18 protein-coding genes are annotated in these 20,505 nt (G+C 69.3%); 7 read left to right on the top strand and 11 right to left on the bottom strand.

All coding sequences use genetic code 11. The annotated features are described in order from the left end of the window. Positions 1–79: 79 nt before the first annotated feature. Complete coding sequence (lhpI, locus tag QLQ85_RS17165) at positions 80–1,042, bottom strand: bifunctional Delta(1)-pyrroline-2-carboxylate/Delta(1)-piperideine-2-carboxylate reductase (protein ID WP_282740111.1); 963 nt, start codon at positions 1,040–1,042, stop codon at positions 80–82. A gap of 123 nt (positions 1,043–1,165) precedes the next feature. Here lhpI and QLQ85_RS17160 point away from each other — a divergent pair, with 123 nt between their 5' ends. Beyond that, positions 1,166–2,005: a helix-turn-helix transcriptional regulator gene (locus QLQ85_RS17160; RefSeq protein ID WP_282740110.1), complete on the top strand. Its 840-nt coding sequence runs from the start codon at positions 1,166–1,168 to the stop codon at positions 2,003–2,005. On the opposite strand, the gene QLQ85_RS17155 is transcribed toward QLQ85_RS17160, so the two are convergent. Next, entirely contained in the window at positions 2,002–3,891 is a 1,890-nt protein-coding gene (locus QLQ85_RS17155; protein ID WP_282740479.1) for an ABC transporter ATP-binding protein, read from the bottom strand. The two genes, QLQ85_RS17160 and QLQ85_RS17155, sit on opposite strands and share 4 nt — an antisense overlap. 388 nt (positions 3,892–4,279) lie before the next feature. On the opposite strand from QLQ85_RS17155, the gene soxR reads away from it, so the two are divergent. After that, a complete protein-coding gene (gene soxR, locus QLQ85_RS17150; protein ID WP_282723180.1) occupies positions 4,280–4,729 on the top strand; it encodes a redox-sensitive transcriptional activator SoxR in 450 nt (149 codons plus the stop codon). Between the two features lie 8 nt (positions 4,730–4,737). Here the strand turns inward: soxR and QLQ85_RS17145 are convergent, their stop codons facing one another. Next, positions 4,738–5,259, bottom strand: coding sequence for a DUF4231 domain-containing protein (locus tag QLQ85_RS17145; protein ID WP_282740109.1), 522 nt, complete (start codon positions 5,257–5,259; stop codon positions 4,738–4,740). Positions 5,260–5,531: 272 nt separating this feature from the next. Between QLQ85_RS17145 and QLQ85_RS17140 the strand changes: the two genes are divergently transcribed. After that, positions 5,532–6,005 (top strand): glycine zipper 2TM domain-containing protein, encoded by a 474-nt coding sequence (locus QLQ85_RS17140; RefSeq protein ID WP_282723182.1) that lies wholly within the window; start codon positions 5,532–5,534, stop codon positions 6,003–6,005. A gap of 10 nt (positions 6,006–6,015) precedes the next feature. Further along, positions 6,016–7,023, top strand: coding sequence for a hypothetical protein (locus QLQ85_RS17135; RefSeq protein WP_282740108.1), 1,008 nt, complete (start codon positions 6,016–6,018; stop codon positions 7,021–7,023). Between the two features lie 13 nt (positions 7,024–7,036). On the opposite strand, the gene QLQ85_RS17130 is transcribed toward QLQ85_RS17135, so the two are convergent. From QLQ85_RS17130 to QLQ85_RS17120, 3 genes are all read right to left on the bottom strand, one after another. Then, entirely contained in the window at positions 7,037–11,284 is a 4,248-nt protein-coding gene (locus tag QLQ85_RS17130; RefSeq protein ID WP_282740107.1) for an nSTAND1 domain-containing NTPase, read from the bottom strand. Between the two features lie 144 nt (positions 11,285–11,428). Further along, the gene (locus tag QLQ85_RS17125) at positions 11,429–11,647 is read right to left on the bottom strand and encodes a hypothetical protein (protein ID WP_282740106.1); all 219 of its coding nucleotides are present in this window, start codon (positions 11,645–11,647) and stop codon (positions 11,429–11,431) included. 88 nt (positions 11,648–11,735) lie between these two features. Further along, positions 11,736–12,764, bottom strand: coding sequence for an AraC family transcriptional regulator (locus tag QLQ85_RS17120; RefSeq protein WP_282740105.1), 1,029 nt, complete (start codon positions 12,762–12,764; stop codon positions 11,736–11,738). 205 nt (positions 12,765–12,969) lie between these two features. Between QLQ85_RS17120 and QLQ85_RS17115 the strand changes: the two genes are divergently transcribed. Next, positions 12,970–14,409 carry an FAD-binding oxidoreductase gene (locus tag QLQ85_RS17115; protein WP_282740104.1) on the top strand — a complete coding sequence of 480 codons (1,440 nt, stop codon included), beginning with the start codon at positions 12,970–12,972 and terminating at the stop codon, positions 14,407–14,409. Between the two features lie 102 nt (positions 14,410–14,511). On the opposite strand, the gene QLQ85_RS17110 is transcribed toward QLQ85_RS17115, so the two are convergent. Continuing rightward, a complete protein-coding gene (locus tag QLQ85_RS17110; RefSeq protein WP_282740103.1) occupies positions 14,512–15,711 on the bottom strand; it encodes a M24 family metallopeptidase in 1,200 nt (399 codons plus the stop codon). Between the two features lie 158 nt (positions 15,712–15,869). On the opposite strand from QLQ85_RS17110, the gene QLQ85_RS17105 reads away from it, so the two are divergent. After that, a complete protein-coding gene (locus QLQ85_RS17105) occupies positions 15,870–16,592 on the top strand; it encodes a YebC/PmpR family DNA-binding transcriptional regulator (protein WP_282740102.1) in 723 nt (240 codons plus the stop codon). Positions 16,593–16,646: 54 nt separating this feature from the next. Here QLQ85_RS17105 and QLQ85_RS17100 read toward each other — a convergent pair whose 3' ends face one another. Together QLQ85_RS17100 and menA are read right to left on the bottom strand one after the other, a co-directional pair. Next, positions 16,647–17,486 (bottom strand): alpha/beta hydrolase, encoded by an 840-nt coding sequence (locus QLQ85_RS17100; RefSeq protein ID WP_282740101.1) that lies wholly within the window; start codon positions 17,484–17,486, stop codon positions 16,647–16,649. A 46-nt stretch (positions 17,487–17,532) separates the two neighbouring features. Further along, entirely contained in the window at positions 17,533–18,405 is an 873-nt protein-coding gene (menA, locus tag QLQ85_RS17095) for a 1,4-dihydroxy-2-naphthoate octaprenyltransferase (RefSeq protein WP_282740100.1), read from the bottom strand. Positions 18,406–18,501: 96 nt separating this feature from the next. On the opposite strand from menA, the gene QLQ85_RS17090 reads away from it, so the two are divergent. Beyond that, positions 18,502–19,392, top strand: a complete 891-nt coding sequence (locus QLQ85_RS17090; RefSeq protein WP_282740099.1) for a bile acid:sodium symporter family protein — start codon at positions 18,502–18,504, stop codon at positions 19,390–19,392. A 34-nt stretch (positions 19,393–19,426) separates the two neighbouring features. Here QLQ85_RS17090 and QLQ85_RS17085 read toward each other — a convergent pair whose 3' ends face one another. Together QLQ85_RS17085 and QLQ85_RS17080 are read right to left on the bottom strand one after the other, a co-directional pair. Then, on the bottom strand, positions 19,427–19,624 hold the full coding sequence (locus QLQ85_RS17085; RefSeq protein WP_282740098.1) for a tautomerase family protein: 198 nt from the start codon (positions 19,622–19,624) through the stop codon (positions 19,427–19,429). Between the two features lie 96 nt (positions 19,625–19,720). Continuing rightward, positions 19,721–20,464 (bottom strand): creatininase family protein, encoded by a 744-nt coding sequence (locus QLQ85_RS17080; RefSeq protein WP_282740097.1) that lies wholly within the window; start codon positions 20,462–20,464, stop codon positions 19,721–19,723. Positions 20,465–20,505: the final 41 nt, after the last annotated feature.

Raw genomic sequence — 20,505 nt, 5'->3', positions numbered from 1 at the left:
CTCCGGGGCGGGGTATTACCCCACCCTGTTGTCATTGTGTCAGGAGTCGGAGCTTGAGCGAGGGCAACCCGCCCATCGTTCAGGGCTGGGCGGTGCAGCGCTCGTAGGCCAGGATGGCGGCCGCCAGGTCCTCCACCGAGGCACCCACCGACTTGAATACGGTGATGGCCCGGTCGGCATCGGGCAGCGCTTGGCGTCCCGCGTGCCGGCCTGCACAGAGATCGGAAAAATCGGCCAGGATATCGGACTCCTGGATGACCCCGGTCTTCAGCGGATCGATCAGGTCGCCGGTCTCGCTCAGAGCGCCGTCACGGGTATCGACGAAGATGGCGCCGCGGCGCATCACTGCGTCGTCCGCCTCGCGCATGAAGGGCGTGAAGCTGCCGACCAGATCCAGGTGCGTGCCGGGCGACAGCCACTCGCCCAGGATCAGCGGGTCACGACTCAGGGTGGCGCAGCTGATGATGTCGGCCCGGCCGGCAGCCGCGGCCAGGCCGTCCGCCGGCACCGCCTGGGCATCGATCCCTTCGGCGCGAAGTTCTTCCGCCAGGGCATGGGCCGACTCTTCACGGATATCCCAGATGCGCACCCGCTCGATAGGACGAATGGCGCGGTGGGCCGGTATCAGGCGACGCCCCATGCGCCCCGCTCCTACCATCAGCAGTTCGCAGGCATCCTCGCGGGCCAGGTAGCGTGCCGCCAGGGCCGAGGCCGCGGCCGTACGGCGTGCGGTGAGCTCATTGCCCTCCAGTTGGGCCAGGTGGCGCCCGGTGCGGGCACAGCTCAGCAGGTAGTGGCTGCTCAGGCCGGGCTCGCCGCGGGCACTGTTGCCGGGGAAAACGTTGACCTGCTTGACCCCCAGGTACTCGCCCTCCAGCCAGGCCGGCATCAGCAGCAGGGTCGCCTCCGGGTCGCCGGGCACATGCATATGATGGTGATGGCGCACCGGCGAGTGCACGGTGCGGGTGAAGATGTCGGACAGGGCGTCCACCAGGGCATTCCAGGGGAGCGCCCTGGTCACTTGCTCGGCATTGAGATTCATGTCAGCCTCGTTTCAACGATGTTGAAACGCCCAGTCTAGGGAGGTCGACGACCCGAACTCTTGGCCCTGGCTCCGATATCGTTGTTCGAGGCTCTGCACTCGTTCTCCTGGAGATCCAACGCCATGCACCAGACTCTAGCTCGCTGCAACCCGATCGCGCGTCGCAGCGGCGAGCACCTCCATGCACACCCACAGCTGATGCTGGGCTGGCGCGGCACCATGGATTATGAATTCAGCCAGGGTGGGGAGCATCTGGTTCTGGGACAGGCCGCCATCCTGCCTCCCGGCGAGCGCCATCTTTATCTGGGGCGAGGCGACGACTGCGAGGTCCTGGTCATCGATCTCGACGCCGACGACCCCTGCCTGACGGCGCTGGAGCAGAGCTGTGGCCTGGACCTGCGCGAGTCCTTGTTCGCGAAACCCCGGACCGTCAGCCTGCCGCCACCCCTGATCCCCATGGTGGAGCTGGCCATCCAGCAGTTGAAGGCACCCAAGTCCATGGCGCAGTCCTCCCTGCTCAACCATCAGTTGGCCATGCTATTCGTGAGCCAGCTCGGTGAACTGCTGATGCTGGACGATGGAGCCACTCGTGGCCAAGGGCGTCTGCCCGCCACGCTTCTCGATGCCTTCATCGACGAGCGCCTCTCGCAGCCCCCCGACAACCAGACGCTGGCCGATGCCTTCCATCTCGGCCAGAGCCAGCTCCATCTGCTCTGCCTGCGCGACTTCGGCGTGACACCCCAGCAATACGTGATGAATCGCCGGTTGCTGTGGGCCCGTTACTGGTTACGCGAGACGGCTCGCGCCGTGAGCGAGATCGCCTTCGACGTGGGCTTCGCCGAGGTGTCGAGCTTTTCACGGGCTTATCGGCGCAGGATGGGCTGCTCACCGAGTGCGGAGCGAAAAGCCGCCATGCAATCAGGGCGAGCCGAAATGGGCACTGTGTCAAGCCGTGGTCACTAGGACTCGACCCGAGCGGCGTCCGGCACCTCGACCGCCTCGCCGTTGATGTCCAGCCCCAGGAAGCCGCCGGACTGGCGACGCCACAGGGCGGCGTAGAGGCCGTCGCGGGCCAGCAGTTCCCGGTGGGTACCGGTCTCGACGATGCGCCCCTCGTCGATCACCACCAGCCGGTCGAGCATGGCGATGGTGGAGAGCCGGTGGGCGATGGCGATCACCGTCTTGCCCTCCATCAGCGTATAGAGCTGCTCCTGGATCGCCGCCTCCACCTCGGAATCGAGCGCCGAGGTGGCCTCGTCGAGCACCAGGATCGGCGCGTTCTTGAGCAGCACCCGGGCGATGGCGATGCGCTGGCGCTGGCCGCCGGAGAGCTTGACCCCACGCTCGCCGACGTGGGCATCGAGGCCGCGGCGCCCCTTGATGTCCACCAGGTCGTCGATGAAGGTGTCGGCGTGGGCGCGGCGCACCGCCTCCCATATCTCGTCCTCGCTGGCCTCCGGGCTGCCGTAGCGGATGTTGTCGCGCAGCGAACGGTGCAGCAGCGAGGTGTCCTGGGTGACCATCCCGATCCGCTGGCGCAGCGACTCCTGGGTCACTTCGGCGATGTCCTGGCCGTCGATCAGGATGCGTCCGCCCTCGAGGTCGTAGAAGCGCAACAGCAGGTTGGCGAGCGTCGACTTGCCGGCCCCGGAGCGGCCGATCACCCCGACCTTCTCACCGGGCGCGATGCTCAGGCTCATGCCGTCGAACACGCGAACCCCCTCGCCATCGGGCCGCTCGTAGCCGAAACGCAGCGCCTCGAAGCGGATCTCGCCATGCGGCACGGCGAGTTCCCCGGCCCCGGGGCGATCCTTGACTGCCGGCTCCCGGGCGATGGTGTTGATGCCGTCCTGCACCGTGCCGATGTTCTCGAACAGCCCCGCCACTTCCCAGAGGATCCAGTTGGACATGAAGCGGATGCGCATCACCAGGGCGATGGCCACGGCGATGACGCCCAGGGATACCGCCTGCAGGTACCAGGCACCGATGGCCATGGCGGCGACGCTCGCCAGCAGCAGCGAGTTGAGCAGCGTCAGGCTCACCGTCAGCTTGGTGGCCAGGCGCATCTGGCGGTGTACGGTGACCATGAACTTCTCCATGGCATCGCGGGCGTAGGCCTGCTCGCGGCGGGTGTCGGCGAACAGCTTGATGGTCTGGATGTTGCTGTAGCTGTCGACGATACGCCCGGTCATCCGCGCCCGGGCGTCGGCCTGGTCCATGGAGACACGGCGCAACCGCGGCACGAAGATCCACATGATCGCCACATAGCCGGCGAGCCAACCCACCAACGGCAGCATCAGCCAGGGTTCGGCGCTGCCCATCAGCAGCATGGCACCGGCGAAATAGACGCACACGTAGACCAGCAGGTCCATCAGCTTCATCACCGTCTCGCGAATGGCGAGCGCCGTCTGCATCACCTTCTGCGACACCCGGCCGGCGAACTCGTCCTGATAGAAGGCCATGCTCTGGCCGAGCATGTGGCGATGGGCCAGCCAGCGGCCGATCATCGGGTAGTTGCCGAAGACGCTCTGGTGGGTGACCAGCGATTGCAGCAGGGTCAGCAGCGGCAGGCCGATCACCACCAGCGCCGCCATGCCCGCCAGGCGCCAGCCGTACTCGGCGAAGAACCCCGCCCGCTCGGCGCCGGACAGCCAGTCCACCAGCTCGCCCATGTAGCTGAAGAACAGCACCTCGGCGGCCGATACCAGCGCCGTGAACAGCGACATGGCCACCAGCAGCGGCAACACCGGACGCGAGAAGTGCAGAATGAAGGGGAAGAGGCCTCTGGGCGGCGTCTCCGGCGTCCCCGCGGGGTAAGGGTTCACCAGGGTTTCGAAGTAACGGAACATGGCATCACCGATCATCAAGGAAGCGTCGGGACGCGCCATGGGCTCGCCCCGGTTCAGGCCTGCAGGGTAAAACCTCAAGTTAAGTAGAGGTCAAGAAAGTGCCAGCAAGAAAATTCGCCGGCGGCGAAGTATCGAAGCGCATGCGAACGACTCGGAAAGAGTAAAAATAGTACCGGGGAGAGTAACGTTACAAGCCACGCGTCGACATGGGAAATGAAGAATCCTCGTTCGATCGATCATGAAACCTGATCGTCGGGACGAAACACCAGCGTGAACAGCCAATATATATAACGGTTGGTTTTATATGACGATTCCGGCAGGAGAAACTTGCCATTGCCCGCACCAACGGGATAAAACCTCACGCACCGTCGAGACGAGGGAGAGACACATGACCGCGCGCCTCCACCGGGAACTCAGCGTCGGCGAGGTCGCCACGCGCAGTGGCCTGGCGATCTCGGCCATTCACTTCTACGAAGCCAAGGGGCTGATCAGGAGTCGTCGCAACGCCGGCAACCAGCGCCGCTTCAGTCGCGATGTGTTGCGTCGCGTCGCCATCATCAAGGTCGCCCAGCGCACCGGCATCTCACTGGCCGAGATCCGTGACGCCTTCGATACCCTGCCCTCGTCCCACGCCCCCACCGCGGCCGACTGGCGGCGCCTCTCGGCCAGCTGGCGCCAGGCCCTCGACGAGCGCATCACCCGCCTGACCCGGTTGCGCGACCAGCTCGATCATTGCATCGGCTGCGGCTGCCTGTCGATGGACGACTGCCCCCTGCGCAACCCGGAGGACGAACTGGCCGAAGAGGGCACGGGGCCGCGGCTGCTCGACCCCGACTGATCGCGCACTCACGCCTTGCCTTCCTTCTCTCGCACCCGGGGCGACAGGCGCTGCTCGGAGGTTCGCACCCAGCGAGCATGCTCGCTCGAGACATGCTCTTCCACCCGCTCGGCGAGCAACCGCAATGCCTCCGCCCGGCCCAGGTCACGATAAGGACCGGCTGCCGCGAGCAGGAGGAACTTCTCGTGCTTCAGGTGTTCGGCGGTGGCCCGGTACTGAATCCACAGCGGGCCGAACTGATTGATCTGCTCGGTGGCCTCGAGCACCGCGATCGAGGCCCCCAGGAGAGCCGTCGACCAGCGGGCCAGCGGCGCGTCCGCCAGCGAGAGCACCGGGATGGCGGCGGCGAATGTCACCTGCACCAGGCGCAGGCGCTTGTGCCAGCGTCGGCAGTAGCGGCTGCGCTGCCCATACCAGGCGAGCTGGTCCTCCAGCCGGCGCCACTCGGCACGCCGGGTCAGGGTGTCGTCCGGCAAGAGACCGTCGACGGCCGGTGAATCGCTGTGCTCAGCGGGTTCGGTATCGTCCACGGTTCCCTCCGGTGGTCATCGCCACTGCGCCCCTGCAGGGCAGCGGCCCCGCTCGCCAGGGCCTGGTCTGACAAGTCGTCGAACTCGGTCGGTTTCCGGGCCAGGCCTAAAGAAAGATAGCAGCCTGACGCCTACCGCATGGAGCGAATGCCTCCCCGCTGCAATACTATCGACAAGGACGCGAAGAGTGTCGGGGACGGAACCTGAGCAACTTCCCTCGACAGCGGTTACTGTACCGCGGCCGAGGACCCACCCACACCGTGGAGGTGGTCATGGCAACGTCAATGGCGCGTACCTTACGCCTGCTGTGCATCCTGCTGCTGAGCCTGTTCACGCTGGGCGGCTGCCAGACCACCAGCACCGGAGAGGGAGTCGGCACAGGTCTGGGGGCCCTCATCGGTGCCGGGCTGGGTTCACAGGTGGGGAGCGGTTCCGGGCGGACCGCCGCCATGCTGGTCGGTGCTGGGCTGGGCGCATGGCTCGGCAGGGAGATCGGCATCCGGATGACCCGTGGGGATCAACGGGCGATGAGCACCGCGCTCGACCGGACGCCCGATGGCGCATCGGAGAGTTGGCACAACCCCCAGACCGGCACCGAATTCACGATGACACCCCGGAACACCTTCGAACGCGGCGACCAGCAATGCCGGGAATTCGAGATGGAGGTCCTGGTCGACGGCGAGCCCCGCAGCACCACTGGCACGGCCTGTCGACGCCCCGAGGATCAGGCGTGGACCACGGTGTAGGTGAGCCAACATGAACACAGTCGGCCCGGGGCATCGGCGATGGAAGCGGTTTCTTGGCTGCCTGCTGGCCGGCGTGCTGGCGGCCGCTCCCCTGGCGTCGACCCACGCCAGTAGCCACGACGACGTCGACTACTACGACGATTACGACAGCCAGGACGATACCGGCACCACCAGGGAACCGACGGGTAATGGCGGTAGCGACTGGACGGTACCGGCCATCGTGGCCGGCGCCGCAGCCACCGTGTTGGTAGTGCGCTGGCTGCGGAACCGCCAACAGGCAGGCCGCCAGCAAGCGTCCGCGGGCGAGGACGACATGCTGATGCGGCTGCGGCAGCATGGCCCCGAGTTCGCCCCCGCGTACAACGCCAGCGCGTTCGCCGCCGTCGGCATGGTACGCGGCGGCTGGCCGTTCGTGATGGACTTCACCCATGAGCGGCCAGTCATGGTCACGCTACGCCTCAGCGCCCGGGGACTACCGGATATCTATACCCTGCGGCTTCCCTTCGGCGCGGGAGAGACGGGGGCGCATCGTCTGCAGTTCACCTTGCCGCCGGAGTTCGGCGACAGCGAGCGTCCCGCCGCCATTGCCGTGACCGCGACCGACCTGAGTGGCGAACACCCGGCGCCCTCGTTCCGGATCCAGGCACTCGGCTGCGGCCCGCGCGCCGTGGGCTCGGTCGCCATCGAAGAGGTGTCGTTCCTGCCGCGCCTGATCCGTGCCCAGGCCCGCGAGCAGGCCTCCTACCGTTTCTTTTCTCACTCCGACTTTCCCAGTGCCGTGGCCGAGTTCATGCGCGTGGAACCGGCCGATGACGGTGAGCGCCACTTCTTCGTCCACGAGGCACCGATCGCCGGCGGCGTGGTCGCCGGGCGCAGCATCGACCCGCGACAGTGGGACGGACGCGACGCCGGGCAGCGCCTCTCCACGGGGACGCATCGCCTCAAGATACGTGCCTGGGCGCCGACGGAAGGCTGGGTCACCGCCTGGTCGACTGCCCGTGTCAGCGTCTCGCCCTGAGGCCTGCGCGGCGTCACTCCGCCACCCCGGCCGGGTCGGTCACGAGCTGTCGCCAGGCCTCCGCCGGCAGGACCACCACTTCGCCCGGCGCGGTCAGGCGCGTGCCGGTCAACACCTGCTGTCGATGCACCGGCCGGGCCGGCGAGGCCTCGAACGGCGGCAGGTGCCACAGGGTGGCGCGATCTCCCGTGGCGACCAGCAGCCGGCTCGCCGTCGCCCCGAAGTCGCCATCGACCGCCGACAGGAGACGGCCCGCGCCGCGCAGCGCCGGGGTCAATGAGTGACCGCTGACGGCATCCCAGAGATGCACGCTTCCCGCAGCCTGCCAACTGAGCACGCGCTCCCCGTCCGGCACGAAGATCGCGCCGGCGACCTCGCCCTCGTGAGCCAGGGAGGCGAGCAGCGTAGCGGTCTCCGCCTCCCAGATGCGCACGCTGCCCCCTCCCCAGCTCAGGACCCGGCCGGTGTCGACATGCAACCGGGCCCCCTGGACGGCATCGTGGTACAGGGCGATGCGGTCGTCGGCGTTCTGCCAGGCGATGAGGTCGAGGACACCGTCGTCGCGCGTAACCAGCAAGCGAGGCCCATCGAGCTCGGCGGCGCGGACCAGCGCGCCCTCCAGGAGGATCCGCCGCAATGTCGGGTCGCGCGCCTCGACGTCCCAGAGTCGCAGGCGCCGGTCCTCCCCCCAGGTCGCCAGGAGCCCGCTCCCGTCGCCGGCGAAGGCCGCGCCACGCAGCCGACACTCCGCCACCTCGTCATCCGGCGCGATCGGCACCGCGCGAGCACTGCCGACGCGCCACAGCCAGGCGGTGCAGCCCCGCTCCCCCCAGAACAGCAGGCGGTCGGCATCGGGACTCCACACCACGCCGGCCACGGGACCCTCGCCCGCGGTATCCCCCGGCGATGCCAGGGCCCGGAAGGCGGCCTCCTCCCAGCTCCACAGCCGCACGTCGCCCCGGGCGTCCGCGGTCAGCAGACGGTCGCCGCCGGGGGCAAAGGCCGCGAGCACGGCCTGGGGATCCAGCAGGCGTCGCGCCGGTTCGTCGCCGCCGGTCGTCGACCAGGCATGGACATGCCCATCGAGGGTGACGGCCCTAACCATGGGCTCGTCCGCTACCAGGGCGGCATCGAGCACCTCGGCCGGGAACCGCTGTGTCGCCATGGCCTCCACGGGCGGCGCTTGCCACCACCTCAGGCTGCCGTCACTCCCCCGGCTGAGCAGGTACCGCCCGTCCTCGCTGGCCATGACCTCCCTGACCGTCGCCTCATGCCGCAGCGGCAGGCCCAGCGGCTCACCGGTACGACTCGACCAGAGCCGGGCTTCGCTGCCGTCCCAGGTCAGCAGGAGACCGCCGGGGGCAAGGCGGGCCCCCGTCACGGAGGACGCCAATTCGGCTACCGGCTCACCGGTCGCCCCGTGCCAGAGTCGGGCCGGCCCACCACCCGGACTCCAGGTCAGGATGCGGTCGCCCCGCACCAGCGGCGGGACGATCTCGTCCACGTGGCGCACCACGGGCCCCACGGGGCGCCGCGCCTCGAGGTCCCACAAGCGCGCGGCCCCGCAGGCACCATGGTTCCAGACCAGCAGGCGGCGGGCGTCGTCGAGCAGCCGCGCCCCGATGGCCCTCGGGCTGCAGCGCCCACCCTCCGCCGGAAGCGGCTCGAAATCCGGCAGTGCGGGCAGCCACAGGCGACCCTCGCGGCTCCAGAGCACCAGCTCGTGCGCCCGCCGGCCCAGGGCACCACCGATGATATCGCCGGCATGGTGCGCCACCACCCCGGCGGCGTCGACGCTCCAGACCACCGCCTCGCCGTTGCGGGCCCACAGTAGCAGCCGCACACCGTCCGGCGAGATGGCCGCGCCCGCCACCCCGGCCGCATGATGCCACTCGCCCAGCGGTTCGCCGCTCGTCAGGTCCCATACCCGGGCGTCACCGCCGCGGTGCACGCTCACCGCCGTGGTCTCGTCGTCGCCCCCGATCCAGACGCCCTCCACCGCCTCCGGGAGCGTGACCAACAGGGCACCGCTGCGGCGGTCGCGAATCTCGGTGTCCCGACCGTCACCATGAAGGACGATCCGGTGCGTCCACGGCCGCCCCCCGGCGGAGACGCTCTGCAACCCACGCCCTCCCGGGGCGAGAGTCGGCGGCTCGGCATCGTCGCCCCACGACCAGGCCTGGCTGCCGCCGTCGCTGTCCCATAGCCGCAGCATGCCATCGGCGGCATCGAGGGTGGCGGTCAACAAGGCCGGGCCGAGGTCCGCCGCCCCCGCCAGGGCCGGCCCGTTGCCCAGCCGGACGCCGGCCCAGTGGGCACTCGCGGCACGCGACGGGTCGAGCGCCAGCTCCGCGGCCTGCATGAAGTGGTGACTCGCCTCGAGGAGGCGGCCATCGCGGTCGCGGGCGCTCACCCCGCTGGCCCAGTGCAGATCGGCCAGGCCCTGCCGGGTGATCTGCTCCTGCCGGTGCAGCGACCAGGCGAGCCAGGACAGCCCGATGACGCCCAGCACCAGCGACAGCCAGGCGGCGGTGATCCAGCCGCGTCTCACCCGCTCCCGCCAGCGGCACGCCTGCAGGTAACCCCGCTCCGCCTCGTCGAGCGTGAAGGCACCCGCTGACGTGAGCGCCTGCGCCGCCTCCAGGCGGTTGCCACGGTGAACCAGCAGCTCGGCGGGACGCCCGCCGCCATCCCACTCGACGGCGGCGCGGCGCAGGCCGTCGCGCACCCGCAATGCCTCGCGGTTGGCCTCCAGCCAGCGATTGAGCCGACGCCAGACCCGAAACAGCGACTCATGCGCCACTTCCAGGGTGCGCTCTCCCTGGTGGCTGCCGGCGATCAGCAGGCGCGCCTGGATGAAGCGCTCGAGCAACGGATGGCTGACCGCGGGCAAGGCCTCCCAGCGCACCGCCTGGCGGGTGTAGCGCCCCTCCTCGTCGAGTCTCACCAGATCGAACAGGGCGGCGCGCAGCGCCTGCCACTGCGCCTGGGTGGGCACGGCGGCATCCAGTACCGCCTCGGCCGACCTGGCCACCGAGCCGTGCAGTCCGCCGAGACCTTGGTACTCGGCCAGGGTGAGGCGCCCATCCGCGCCTCCCGCCTCCCACAGTTCGCGCAGCGTGAAGGCCAGCAGGGGCAGCGCATCCTGGGTCGCGGTATCCGCCACCATGGCGCGCACCAGGCCGGGCTCGAGCTCGAGCCCGGCAAGCTCCGCCGGCCCCTCGATGACCGCCGCGAAGCCCTCCACCGACAGCGGCTCCACGGTCAGCGGCACCAGCGGGACGTCACGCCAGGCGGGGTGCTCCTGGAGGGCACCGAGAAAGTCGGAGCGCAGGGTGGCGATGACGAGCACGGGGGCGCCGATATCCTGCAGGACGGGGCGCAGGAGCTGCATGAACTGCTCGGCCTGGGGCGAGTCCGACAGCAACTCCTCGAGCTGGTCGATGACCAGCAGCAGGGTCGAGTGCGCCCTGCCGGGCTGCCGCTGCAGCTCGCGCTGCATCCTCGTCAGTGCCGCAGGCTCCGAATCGGCACCGGACGCGAGCGCCGCCACCGCATCGTCGCCGAGCGCGGCGCGGAGTTGCGCCCTGAACTCATCCAGGGGCCGGTCGCGGGGTCGCACCGGACCGATCAGCGTCCAGGCGTCGGGGATGGCCCGCAGCCGCGGCATGATGCCGGCGCGAACCAGCGACGACTTGCCGCTGCCCGAGGCCCCCAGCAACAGCAGCAGCCGTGGGCCGCCGAAGTGTCTCAGCTGATGGAGACGGTCCAGGGCCTGCTGGCTCTCGGCATCGCGGCCGAAGAAGATGGCGGCGTCCACTTCCTCGAAGGCCATCAGGCCCGGATAGGGCGGGCGGCGGCGATCCCAGTCGAACACGCCGATCAACCCCTGACGCAGCCGCTCGTAGCCCGCCTGCGGCTCCTTGACCAGGTCGATCACCTGCAGTTCCGCGAGCTGGGGGCGTAGCCGGCAGGGCGCGATGCGCACCGGGAAGATCCGCTTGCCGAGGGCCCGGGCGTGGCTCAACTCGGCGAGGCACCAGCACGAGGCCATGGCGGATTCGCTGCACAACACGATCAGCGCCTGGCAGGCGCGCAGCCGACGGTAAAGCTCGGCCTCCCAGTCGCGACCGGGGGGAATGCCATGCTCGGGATCGAAGTCCAGGAACAACGAATGGTGGCCGTGCCGTTGCAGCCAGTCGGCCATCTCGCGGGCCGCCTCGCTGTCGGTGCTGCTGTGGCTGATGAAGAGCGTGCTCATCACCCAGCCCCCGTGTCAGCAAGGGGCGCTCCTCCCGACTCCGGCCCAGGCGTCATCGGCCACAGCCACCGCGATGGCGAAGCAGGCCTGGGCCGGCGGTCCCGACCCGATGCCCCACCGCCAGCGACGGGGACACCGCTTCCCTCAGCCCTCGAACGGCCGCGACCAGAACTCATCCGGCCCATGGCGCCGCAGGATCTCTTCCGCTTCCGGCTTCGAGGTGTCCGGGATGATCACCTTGACCTGGTTGGTCTCCTTGTCGAGGAACAGCTTCTCGCGTGGAAACCCCTCGGACACCAGCTCATCGTACGCATTGGTGGCCTTCATGGCGCTGCCATAGGCAGCCGTGACGGTCTGTGTCATGACGTCCTCCAGAGACGGGCTGACGGCTCGCAGGCGCCCACCGGCGCCGCGACAAGCAGCGGGAGCGCCAGCCCCCGCTTCGCCCTCCTCAGTATAGTGACTCCCGCTCGGCCAGCCGGGTCTGCTCGCGTCGCCAGGTGGCCGGGGGGAGGCCGGTCTCCCGCCGGAAGGCGCGGCTGAACGCGGCCTCCGACTCGTAGCCGACCTCCAGGGCGATCGAGGCCACCGAGGCGCTCGACTGGCGCAGCAGCCCGGCGGCCACCTGCATGCGCCACTTGGCCAGGTAGTGCATCGGCGCATGGCCGGTGAAGCGCGCGAAGCGCTCATGCAGGGCCGAGCGGGACAGGCCGATGAAGTCGGCGAGCCTGTCGATCGTCCACGCCTCTCCCGGGCGTTGATGCAGCAGCGCCAGGGCGCGGCCCACGTGGCGATCGCGCAGTCCGGCGAGCCAGTTCGACTGCTCTTCGGGAATCGCCTCGAGATAGCGGCGCATCAGTTCGACGAACATCGCCTCGCTGAGCCGCTCGAGCAGCGCTTCGCCGCCGGGCCGCTTGTCGGTCGACTCCGACAGCGCAAAGCGGATGAAGTGAGCGATCCAGTCGTGATCGGCGCCGGCCCTGGCGGGTACATGGAGCAGGTGCGGCAGGCTGGCGAGCAGCGGGTTGAAGGGATTCGCATCGCAGCCGAAGAAGCCGCACACCAGGGTCGCAGCGTGCCGCTCGCTGTCGCGATCGAGGCGCGACATCGACAGGGACTCGCCCTGCCGGCTGGCGAAGAACGGCAGCTGCTCCGGTCGCGGCAACTCGTAAGGTGTCAGGTCCACCGTGCCGCGCATGCCCGGTTCGCTCGACATGACGTGTGGGTCGCCCCGCGGAAAGATCACCACGTCACCCTCGCGCAGGGCCACCGGCGACTCACCGATTACCGAGGCCCAGCATTCGCCATGGGTGAGGACATGGTAGGCCATCACGTGCTCGACCCCCGGCATGATCAGCGCGGCGACCTCGGCGGCCGGGGGCGACTCGCTCACCCAACGGGCACTGCCCTCGACGTGATAGAACACCGCCCCCCGCAGGCGGACGCTGCGCAGCACCTGAGACAAGGTGTCCTGGCTCATGTCCGCCTCGCGAGTGGTGGGGAAGGGGCATGCACCCCTGCCTGAACCAGTATCGCGGACGATCCATCGTGCCGCCATGACAAACCGGATTCCCGATCAAGTGCCGAGGAGTTCCGGTCAGTCAGGATGGCGCCCGACTCCCCATACTGCACTTCGCAGCATCACTCCCCCATCCGTTGCGAGCATGATCGACAAGGAGAACCCCATGCAACACCTGACCTATCAGACCCTCGACGGCAGCCGCGCCGCGCTGTCGCCCGATGAACTCGATGCACTCGCCCAGGGCATTCGTGGCGGGGTGCTTACCGCCGCCGATGCGGACTACGAGCAGGCGCGTCGCGTCTGGAACGGCATGGTCGACCGCCACCCGGCGCTCATCGCCCGCTGCCTCGGGGCCCAGGACGTGCGCCATGCGGTCGACTTCGCCCGGAGCCACCGCATGCTGCTGAGCGTGCGCAGTGGCGGCCACCACATCGCCGGCAACGCCGTCGCCGATGGCGCCCTGATGGTCGACCTGTCGCTCATGCGCACCGTGCGCATCGACCCGGAGCAGCGCACGGCGCGGGTCGGCGCCGGCGCACTGCTCGGCGACCTCGACCACGAGGCCCAGGGCGTCGGGCTGGCGACGCCGCTCGGCATCAATTCCACGACCGGGGTGGCCGGCCTGTGCCTGGGCGGCGGCTTCGGCTGGCTGACCCGCAAGTACGGCATGACCATCGACAACCTGCTCTCCGCCGACGTGGTGACCGCCGACGGCCAACTGCGGGTCGTCTCGGCCACCCAGGAGCCCGAGCTGTTCTGGGCCATTCGCGGCGGCGGCGGCAACTTCGGCGTGGTGACCTCCTTCGAGTTCCGGCTCCACCCCGTGGGGCCCCAGGTCTACGCCGGCCTGGTCGTCTACCCCTTCGCCCAGGCGCGCCGGGTATTGCAGGCCTGGCGCGACTTCGCCGCCGGCGCCCCCCGGGAACTCAGCGTCTGGACGGTACTGCGCCAGGCCCCGCCCCTGCCCTTCCTGCCCGAATCGATCCATGGCAAGGAAGTCGTGGTCTTCGCGCTGGTCCACAACGGCGACCCCGACGAGGGCGAGCGCCTGGCGGCCAGGGTGCTCGAATTCGGCGAGCCGGTCGGCAGCATGCTCGGCACGCAGCCCTATGCCGGCTTCCAGACCGCCTTCGACCCGCTGCTCACCCCCGGCGCGCGCAACTACTGGAAGTCCCATAACTTCGCCGAGATCGGCGATGAGCTGATCGACGCGCTGATCCACGGCGCCTCGAACCTGCCCGGCCCCGAGTGCGAGGCCTTCATCGCCCAGCTCGGCGGCGCCATGGGCGAGGTCGCGGAGACGGACACCGCCTACGCCGGACGCGATGCCAACTTCGTGATGAACGTCCACGGCCGCTGGCAGGATGCCGCCGACGATGACAAGGTACGCGACTGGGCCCGCGGGGTCTTCCGTGACACCGCGCCGTTCGCCACCGGCGGCGGCTACGTCAACTTCCTGACCGAGGACGAGGAGAGCCGCGTCGACAGCGCCTATGCCCAGAACTACGCCAGGCTCCAGCAGCTCAAGCAGCGCTTCGATCCCGACAACCTGTTCCGCATGAACCCCAACATCGCCCCCGCGGCGCTGGCCAGGACGGCATGACGACATCGGGCCCGCCCCCACTGGGCGGCGGGCTCGATCGCCAGCCGACTTCGGCGTCCAGCGCAGAGAGGAAGGCCTGTTCAGTCTCCATGGCGACGCGGATCAGGCTCCGCCCGCTGCCCGCTCATGCAGCCGCCAGTCGTTGTCGGTGATCGCCTCCCCACCGTTCGGTGTGACCCGCACGGTGTCGCTCAGGCCGATGCCCCACTCGCCCGGCAGGCGCAGGCAGAGCGGCAGGTGGAAGACCATGTCGGCCGCGAACTCGCGGTGCTGGCCCCGGGCGATATAGCCGGTGCCCTCGACCCAGCTGGGTGGGAACTGGGCCCCCACCGCGTAACCGAACACCCCGGAGTGGAACACCCGGTCGGCGTGGGGCGCCAGCACCGCCTCGGCGGCCCGGGCGGCGGCGTCGAAGCTATGGCCCGGGCGCATCTCGGCGCACAGGGCCTCGTAGATGGCGCGGCAGACATCGCGCAGCGCCTGCATCTCCGGGCTCGCCCGGCCGACCACGGCGGTACGCATCATCGGCGCGGTGTAGCGCTGGAAGGCGGCACCGAACTCGAGGAACACCGGCTCGTTCTCGGCAATCACGTTACGCTTGTGGTTGACGTGGATGACGCTGATGCGACGGCCGGCGGTGACGATGGGCTGCAGGCTCATGAACTCGCTGCCGGCCGCCAGCAGCGCCCGGCTGCCTTCCGCGGCCACCTCGTTGTCGGTGACACCGGGCTCGATGCTCGCGATTGCCGCGCGCAGGCCTTCGGACGTGATCCGCGCACTCTCGCGCAGGCAGCCGAGCTCCGCCGGCGACTTGACGATGCGCAGGCGATCGAGCAGTTCGCCGCCATCGTCACTGAAGCGCCCGGCGCCGAGGCGCGCCTGCAGCTCGCGGATCAACCCATGGCGCAAGCCGGCACCGAAGGCATCCAGGCCGATGGCATGGAACGGTGCCAGGGTCTCGGTCAGCGGCTCGATCACCTCCTCGATGCCCTCCCAGCGGTAGCCGAGGATCTCGTCGACCGAGGCGGTGACCACCGCCGGGCCGGTCTCGATGGAGGGCACCTGCAGCACCAGGCGGTCGCTGGAGACGACCAGGCAGGTGTGCACCGAGACCTCGAAGGTGTGGTAGCCGGTCAGGTAGAAGATGTCGGCGGGGTCGGTGAGCAGCAGCGCCTCGAGCCCCGCCGCGCGCATGGCCCCGCGCACCCGTGACAGGCGCGCCGCGAACTCGGCGGGGGAAAAGGGCAGCTCGCTTGCGGCGAGATGCTCGGCGAGGGCGTGGCGATAGGCGTGATGATCCATGACGCGCTCCGGCAAGGGGGAAACCATCTCGGGAAGACTATCGCCAGTGTAGCCATGACTCGCCTCACGCCACTCGGACAGGGAGCAAAATATCCCTGTTCGCGTCCGGTGCGGTTTCGTAGAATCCAGCCTCGTGTGAGACGCAACAGGACAATGATATGGGTAGGGCCTTCCAGAACCGCAAGGAATCCATGGCCAAGACGGCCGCCGCCAAGACCAAGGTGTACAGCAAGTACGGTCGCGAGATCTATGTGGTCGCCAAGCAGGGTGGCACCGATCCCGCCGGCAACCTGAGCCTGCGCGGCCTGATCGAGCGTGCCAAGAAGGATCAGGTGCCAAGCCACGTGATCGAGAAGGCGCTGGACAAGGCCAGCGGCGTCGGCGGCGAGGACTTCTCCCCGGCCCGCTACGAGGGCTTCGGTCCCGGCAATTGCATGGTCATCGTCGATTGCCTGACCGACAACCCCAACCGTACCTTCGGCGACGTGCGCGCCTGCTTCAACAAGGCCAAGAGCAAGCTCGGTACCCCGGGCAGCGTCAGCCACATGTTCGACCACTGCGCCATCCTCGCCTTCGCCGGCAGCGACGAGGAAGCCGCCCTCGAGGCGCTGATGGAGGCCGATGTCGACGTGACCGACATCGAGAACGAGGACGGCCGCATCACCGTCTTCGCCCCCCACACCGAGTACGCCAAGGCCAAGCAGGCACTGCTCGACGCCTTCGGCGAGCTCGACTTCGAGGTCGACGAGATCCAGTTCGTGCCCCAGACCGTGACCCCGGTCGAGGGCGACGACGTGACCATGTTCGAGAAGCTGCTCGACAGCCTCAACGACCTCGACGACGTGCAGAACGTCTTCCACAACGCCGAGGTGACCGAATAGTCCGCTGGTGCGCTGTTACAGCGGTGGACGCTACCCGAGCGACGAGTGGCCGGCTCACGGCCGCTCCAGCCCCGCCTCCTCGCTCAGGAAGGCATCGATCCCCGCCGAGTAGTCCGGCTCGCTGTCGATGAACCCGGTATTGTGGCCGCCGCGGATCACCAACAGCCGCTTGGGCTCGCGAGCCGCCGCATACACTAGCTGGCCCTCGGCGAAGGGGATGATCTCGTCCTCGCGGCTGTGGATCACCAGCAGCGGCGCCTCGATGCGGGTCACATAGGTCTCGGTGTCATAGTCGAAGCGCACCAGCCAGCGCGCCGGCAGGAAGGGGTAGAGCCGCTGGGCGAGCTTGGGCACCGAGCGGAACGGCGATTCCAGGATCACCGCGCCCGGCGGGCTCTCGTCGGCCAAGGCACTGGCCAGTTCCGCCGCCACCGCGGCCCCCAGCGAGCGGCCGAACAGCACGATCTCCCCGGGCGAGGCCTCGGCCTCCTCCATCAACCAGCGCCAGCCGGCCCGGGCATCCCGCGCCGTTCCCTCCTCGGAGGGGCTCCCCTCGCTGCGGCCATAGCCCCGGTAGTCGAGGATCAGCACCGAGAGCCCCAGCCGGTGGAACTGCCGGATCGACGCCAGCCGATGGGAGATATTGCCGGCATTGCCGTGGAAGAACAGCAGGCTGGCGCGGGGCTCGTCCGCCGGTATCCACCAGGCGTCCAGGCTCAGCCCATCCCCGGTCTCGAGTGTCACCGGCTCCCAGGCCAGCCCCAGGTCCGCCGGGGTGCCGACATGGTCGCGCCCCATGTGCGGCAGGTAGAGCAGCCGGCTCTGGAAGCCCCAGGCCAGTGACACCACCAGGGCATAGACCAGCACCAGCCCGACTAGAAAGCGCAGCACCATGAGACCTCCGTGATCCAGGAGCCCTGTGGCCCCGGCCCGGTTACACTCAGGCGACGGCCAGGACGAAACGCAGGCCCAGCCAGGCGGCCACGACCAGCGAGAAGAGTGCCGTCTGCCCCAGCAGCGGGTTGAGGGCCGCGCCGTCGCAGCGCCATATTCGCCGGTTCAAGCCCAGTGCGGCCACGCCGGTGACGCCCCAGGCCAGCCAGCTCCACGGCGGCAGTTGCAGGGGCAGGCTGGGCAGCAGCGGCCCCACCGTCAGGGTAGCGAACAACAGGCGGGTTCTCCGCTCGCCCAGCCGCACCGCCAGGGTGACCTTGCCGGCACGCGCATCGGTATGGCGGTCGCGCAGGTTGTTGACGACCAGGATGGCCGCCACCGGCAGGCCCATCAGCACCGCGGCGAGGTAGGCATGAGCGGGAATCGGGCTCCGCTGGGCCAGCAGGCTGCCCAGCACCGCCACCGGCCCGAAGAACAGCCAGACCGCGGCCTCCCCGAGCCCCAGGTTGGCGTAGGGTCGAGGGCCGCCGCTGTAGCCGAGCACACCGAGCAGCGACAGCCCGCCCAGCACCCACAGCAGCCAATGGCCGAAGAGCGCCAGCCACAGCCCCGTCGCCACCGCGATGCCGAGCGTCAATGCCAGCCCGGCGCGCAACTCGCCGGCACCCAGCAAGCCGGCCTGGAGCGCCCGGGTCGGCCCCAGGCGATCCGACCGGTCCACGCCGGCGAGACCATCGAAGAGGTCATTGGCCAGGTTCACTGCCAGCTGCAGTGCCACGGCACACAGCAGGCAGAGGATCGCCGTCGGCCAGGAGAAGTGGCCGGGTACCACCAGCGCCTGGCCCAGCAACACGGGGCCCAATGCCGCCGGCAGGGTACGCGGGCGTAACGTCTGCCACCAGATTGCCGTCTTGCTCATTGCATGCTCATCCCTGACGTCAGGGATGCCGATCGCCGGCACCCCGAGGCATGGGTCATACTGTGTTGGCAGCAGGGTTCCGCGCAAGGAGGCAGGATGTCCGCAGAGTGGTTGTCGCAGGTCGTACTTCCCTGGGTGCTGGCCAGCGTGATGATGGCCATGGGCCTCAACCTGACCGGGGCCGACTTCGTCCGCACCTGGCACCATCCCCGCCGTGTACTGCTCGGCACCGGCCTGCAGATGCTGGCGCTGCCCCTGCTGGCCTGGGGGCTGGTACTGCTGTTGCCCCTGCCGCCGCTGGCGGCCGCCGGGCTGCTGCTGGTGGCCCTGGTGCCGGGCGGGGCGACCTCGAACATGTTCAGCTACCTGGTCCAGGGCGACCTGGCCCTCTCGGTCAGCCTGACCGCCATCGCCGCGGTGCTGGCCCCCTTCACCCTGCCGATGATCATGGGCTGGAACCTGGAACTGCTCGGGCTGACCGCCCCGGGCTTCTCGCTCCCCTACTGGCACACCGTGGGCCAGCTGCTGCTGGTGACCCTGCTGCCGGTGCTGGCCGGCATGCTGCTGCGCCGGTCACTGCCCGTTCGCTGGCTCGCCTGGCTGCTGCCCAAGGTGAAGGTCTTCACCGGCGTGGCGATGATCTCGGTGGTGGCCGCACTGTTCGTCAGCCATGCCGAACGGCTGCCGGCCCTGCTCAGCCTCGAGACCCTGGCGGTGCTGCTGCTGTGCATGCTGGGCATGACGCTCGGCCGGCAGCTCGCGCGACGCCTGCGCCTGCGCCACGCCAGTGTGCGTGCCATCACCGTGGAGGTCGGCGTACAGAATGCCGGCGTGGCGATGATGGTGGCCTTCGTGATCCTGCAGCAGCCGGCCATCGGCCTGGTGCCGCTGCTCTATGGGCTGCTGATGAACGTGCCGGTGTTCCTGTGGATGTTCGTCTGCCTGTGGCGTGACCGGCAACTCGCGGCCGCGGCGGAGCGGCCCTAGGCGCGCTCCGGCCGCCGCCGTAAGAGGCGGGGCTTCAGCGCGACCCGGCTTCCCGGTCGCAACCCATCACCCCGCCCTTGGCCCAGTTCTCGCCGTCAACCTCGCTGAAGAACACCTGCACGGAATCGGCCTTCGCCCCGTAGGCCTCGGCGAAGGCCTCGGTGATGCGCCGTGCGAGTTCGCGTTTCTGCTCGACGCTGCGGGGAAACTGCTGGATGGTGACGATGGGCATGCTCGGCTCCTCTCGTGAACGGGATGTCTGGAGTCCGCCACGATAGCAGGAAAGCCACCGCGTGGCGGGTTTCCGAGGCGCCGGGAGGCGGAAGGTTCAAGGTTGGCCGATAAAGGCCCGATAGGCCTCCCAGGCGTCCTCCACCCCCGCCTCGAGGAAGCGGGCGCCGTGCTCGATGCTGGCCAGCGACGGGTCCGAGCCCATGCGGCCGTCCGGGAAGCGGCGACGGAACTCGTCGGCATCGCACTGGGCGCTGCCCTTCGGGGCGACCCGCGGTGACATCGGCACCTGCTTCACCGCTTCCGGCCTGGCAAACCAGGAGAGCGACACCTCCGAGGGCGTGGCATGACCGCCCTCGGCATCGCCGTACAGCGACTCGGCCAGCTCGCGTCCCCGCCGCCCGGTGAACCAGTTGAACAGGGCCAGCTCGAGCTCGCCACTCTGCCCCTGCAGGCTGCGCTCCGCCAGGACCTCGGCGAAGGCCGCATTCACGGTGGCGATGTTGCCGCCGTGGCCGTTGAGGAAGAACACATGGGTGAAGCCGTGGCGCGCCAGCGAGACGATGGTGTCGCGCAGCACCGCGATCAGGGTGCTCGGCCGCAAGGTGAGGCTCCCCGGGAAGGCCAGGTGATGCTGCGCCATGCCGATGGCCTGTGTCGGCCCCACCAGCACGTCGTGGCGCTCGCCCAGTGCCCAGGCGATCGCCTCGGGGCAGATCGCATCGGTGCCCACCAGGCCGTTCGGCCCGTGCTGCTCGGTGGAGCCGATGGGCACGATGATGCCCGTCGCGCGTTGGAGATAGGCCTCCACCTCAGGCCAGGTGGCGTGTTGCAGTCTCATGGGGCGGCTCCTCGATTGTCCGTCAAGCGATCCACCGATGA

The sequence above is a fragment of the Halomonas kalidii genome (assembly GCF_030010475.1).
In the GTDB taxonomy this organism is placed as follows: Bacteria; Pseudomonadota; Gammaproteobacteria; order Pseudomonadales; family Halomonadaceae; genus Halomonas; species Halomonas heilongjiangensis.
Note: the sequence above shows the minus strand (reverse complement) of the source record. Positions and strands in the feature narration are given on the sequence as shown.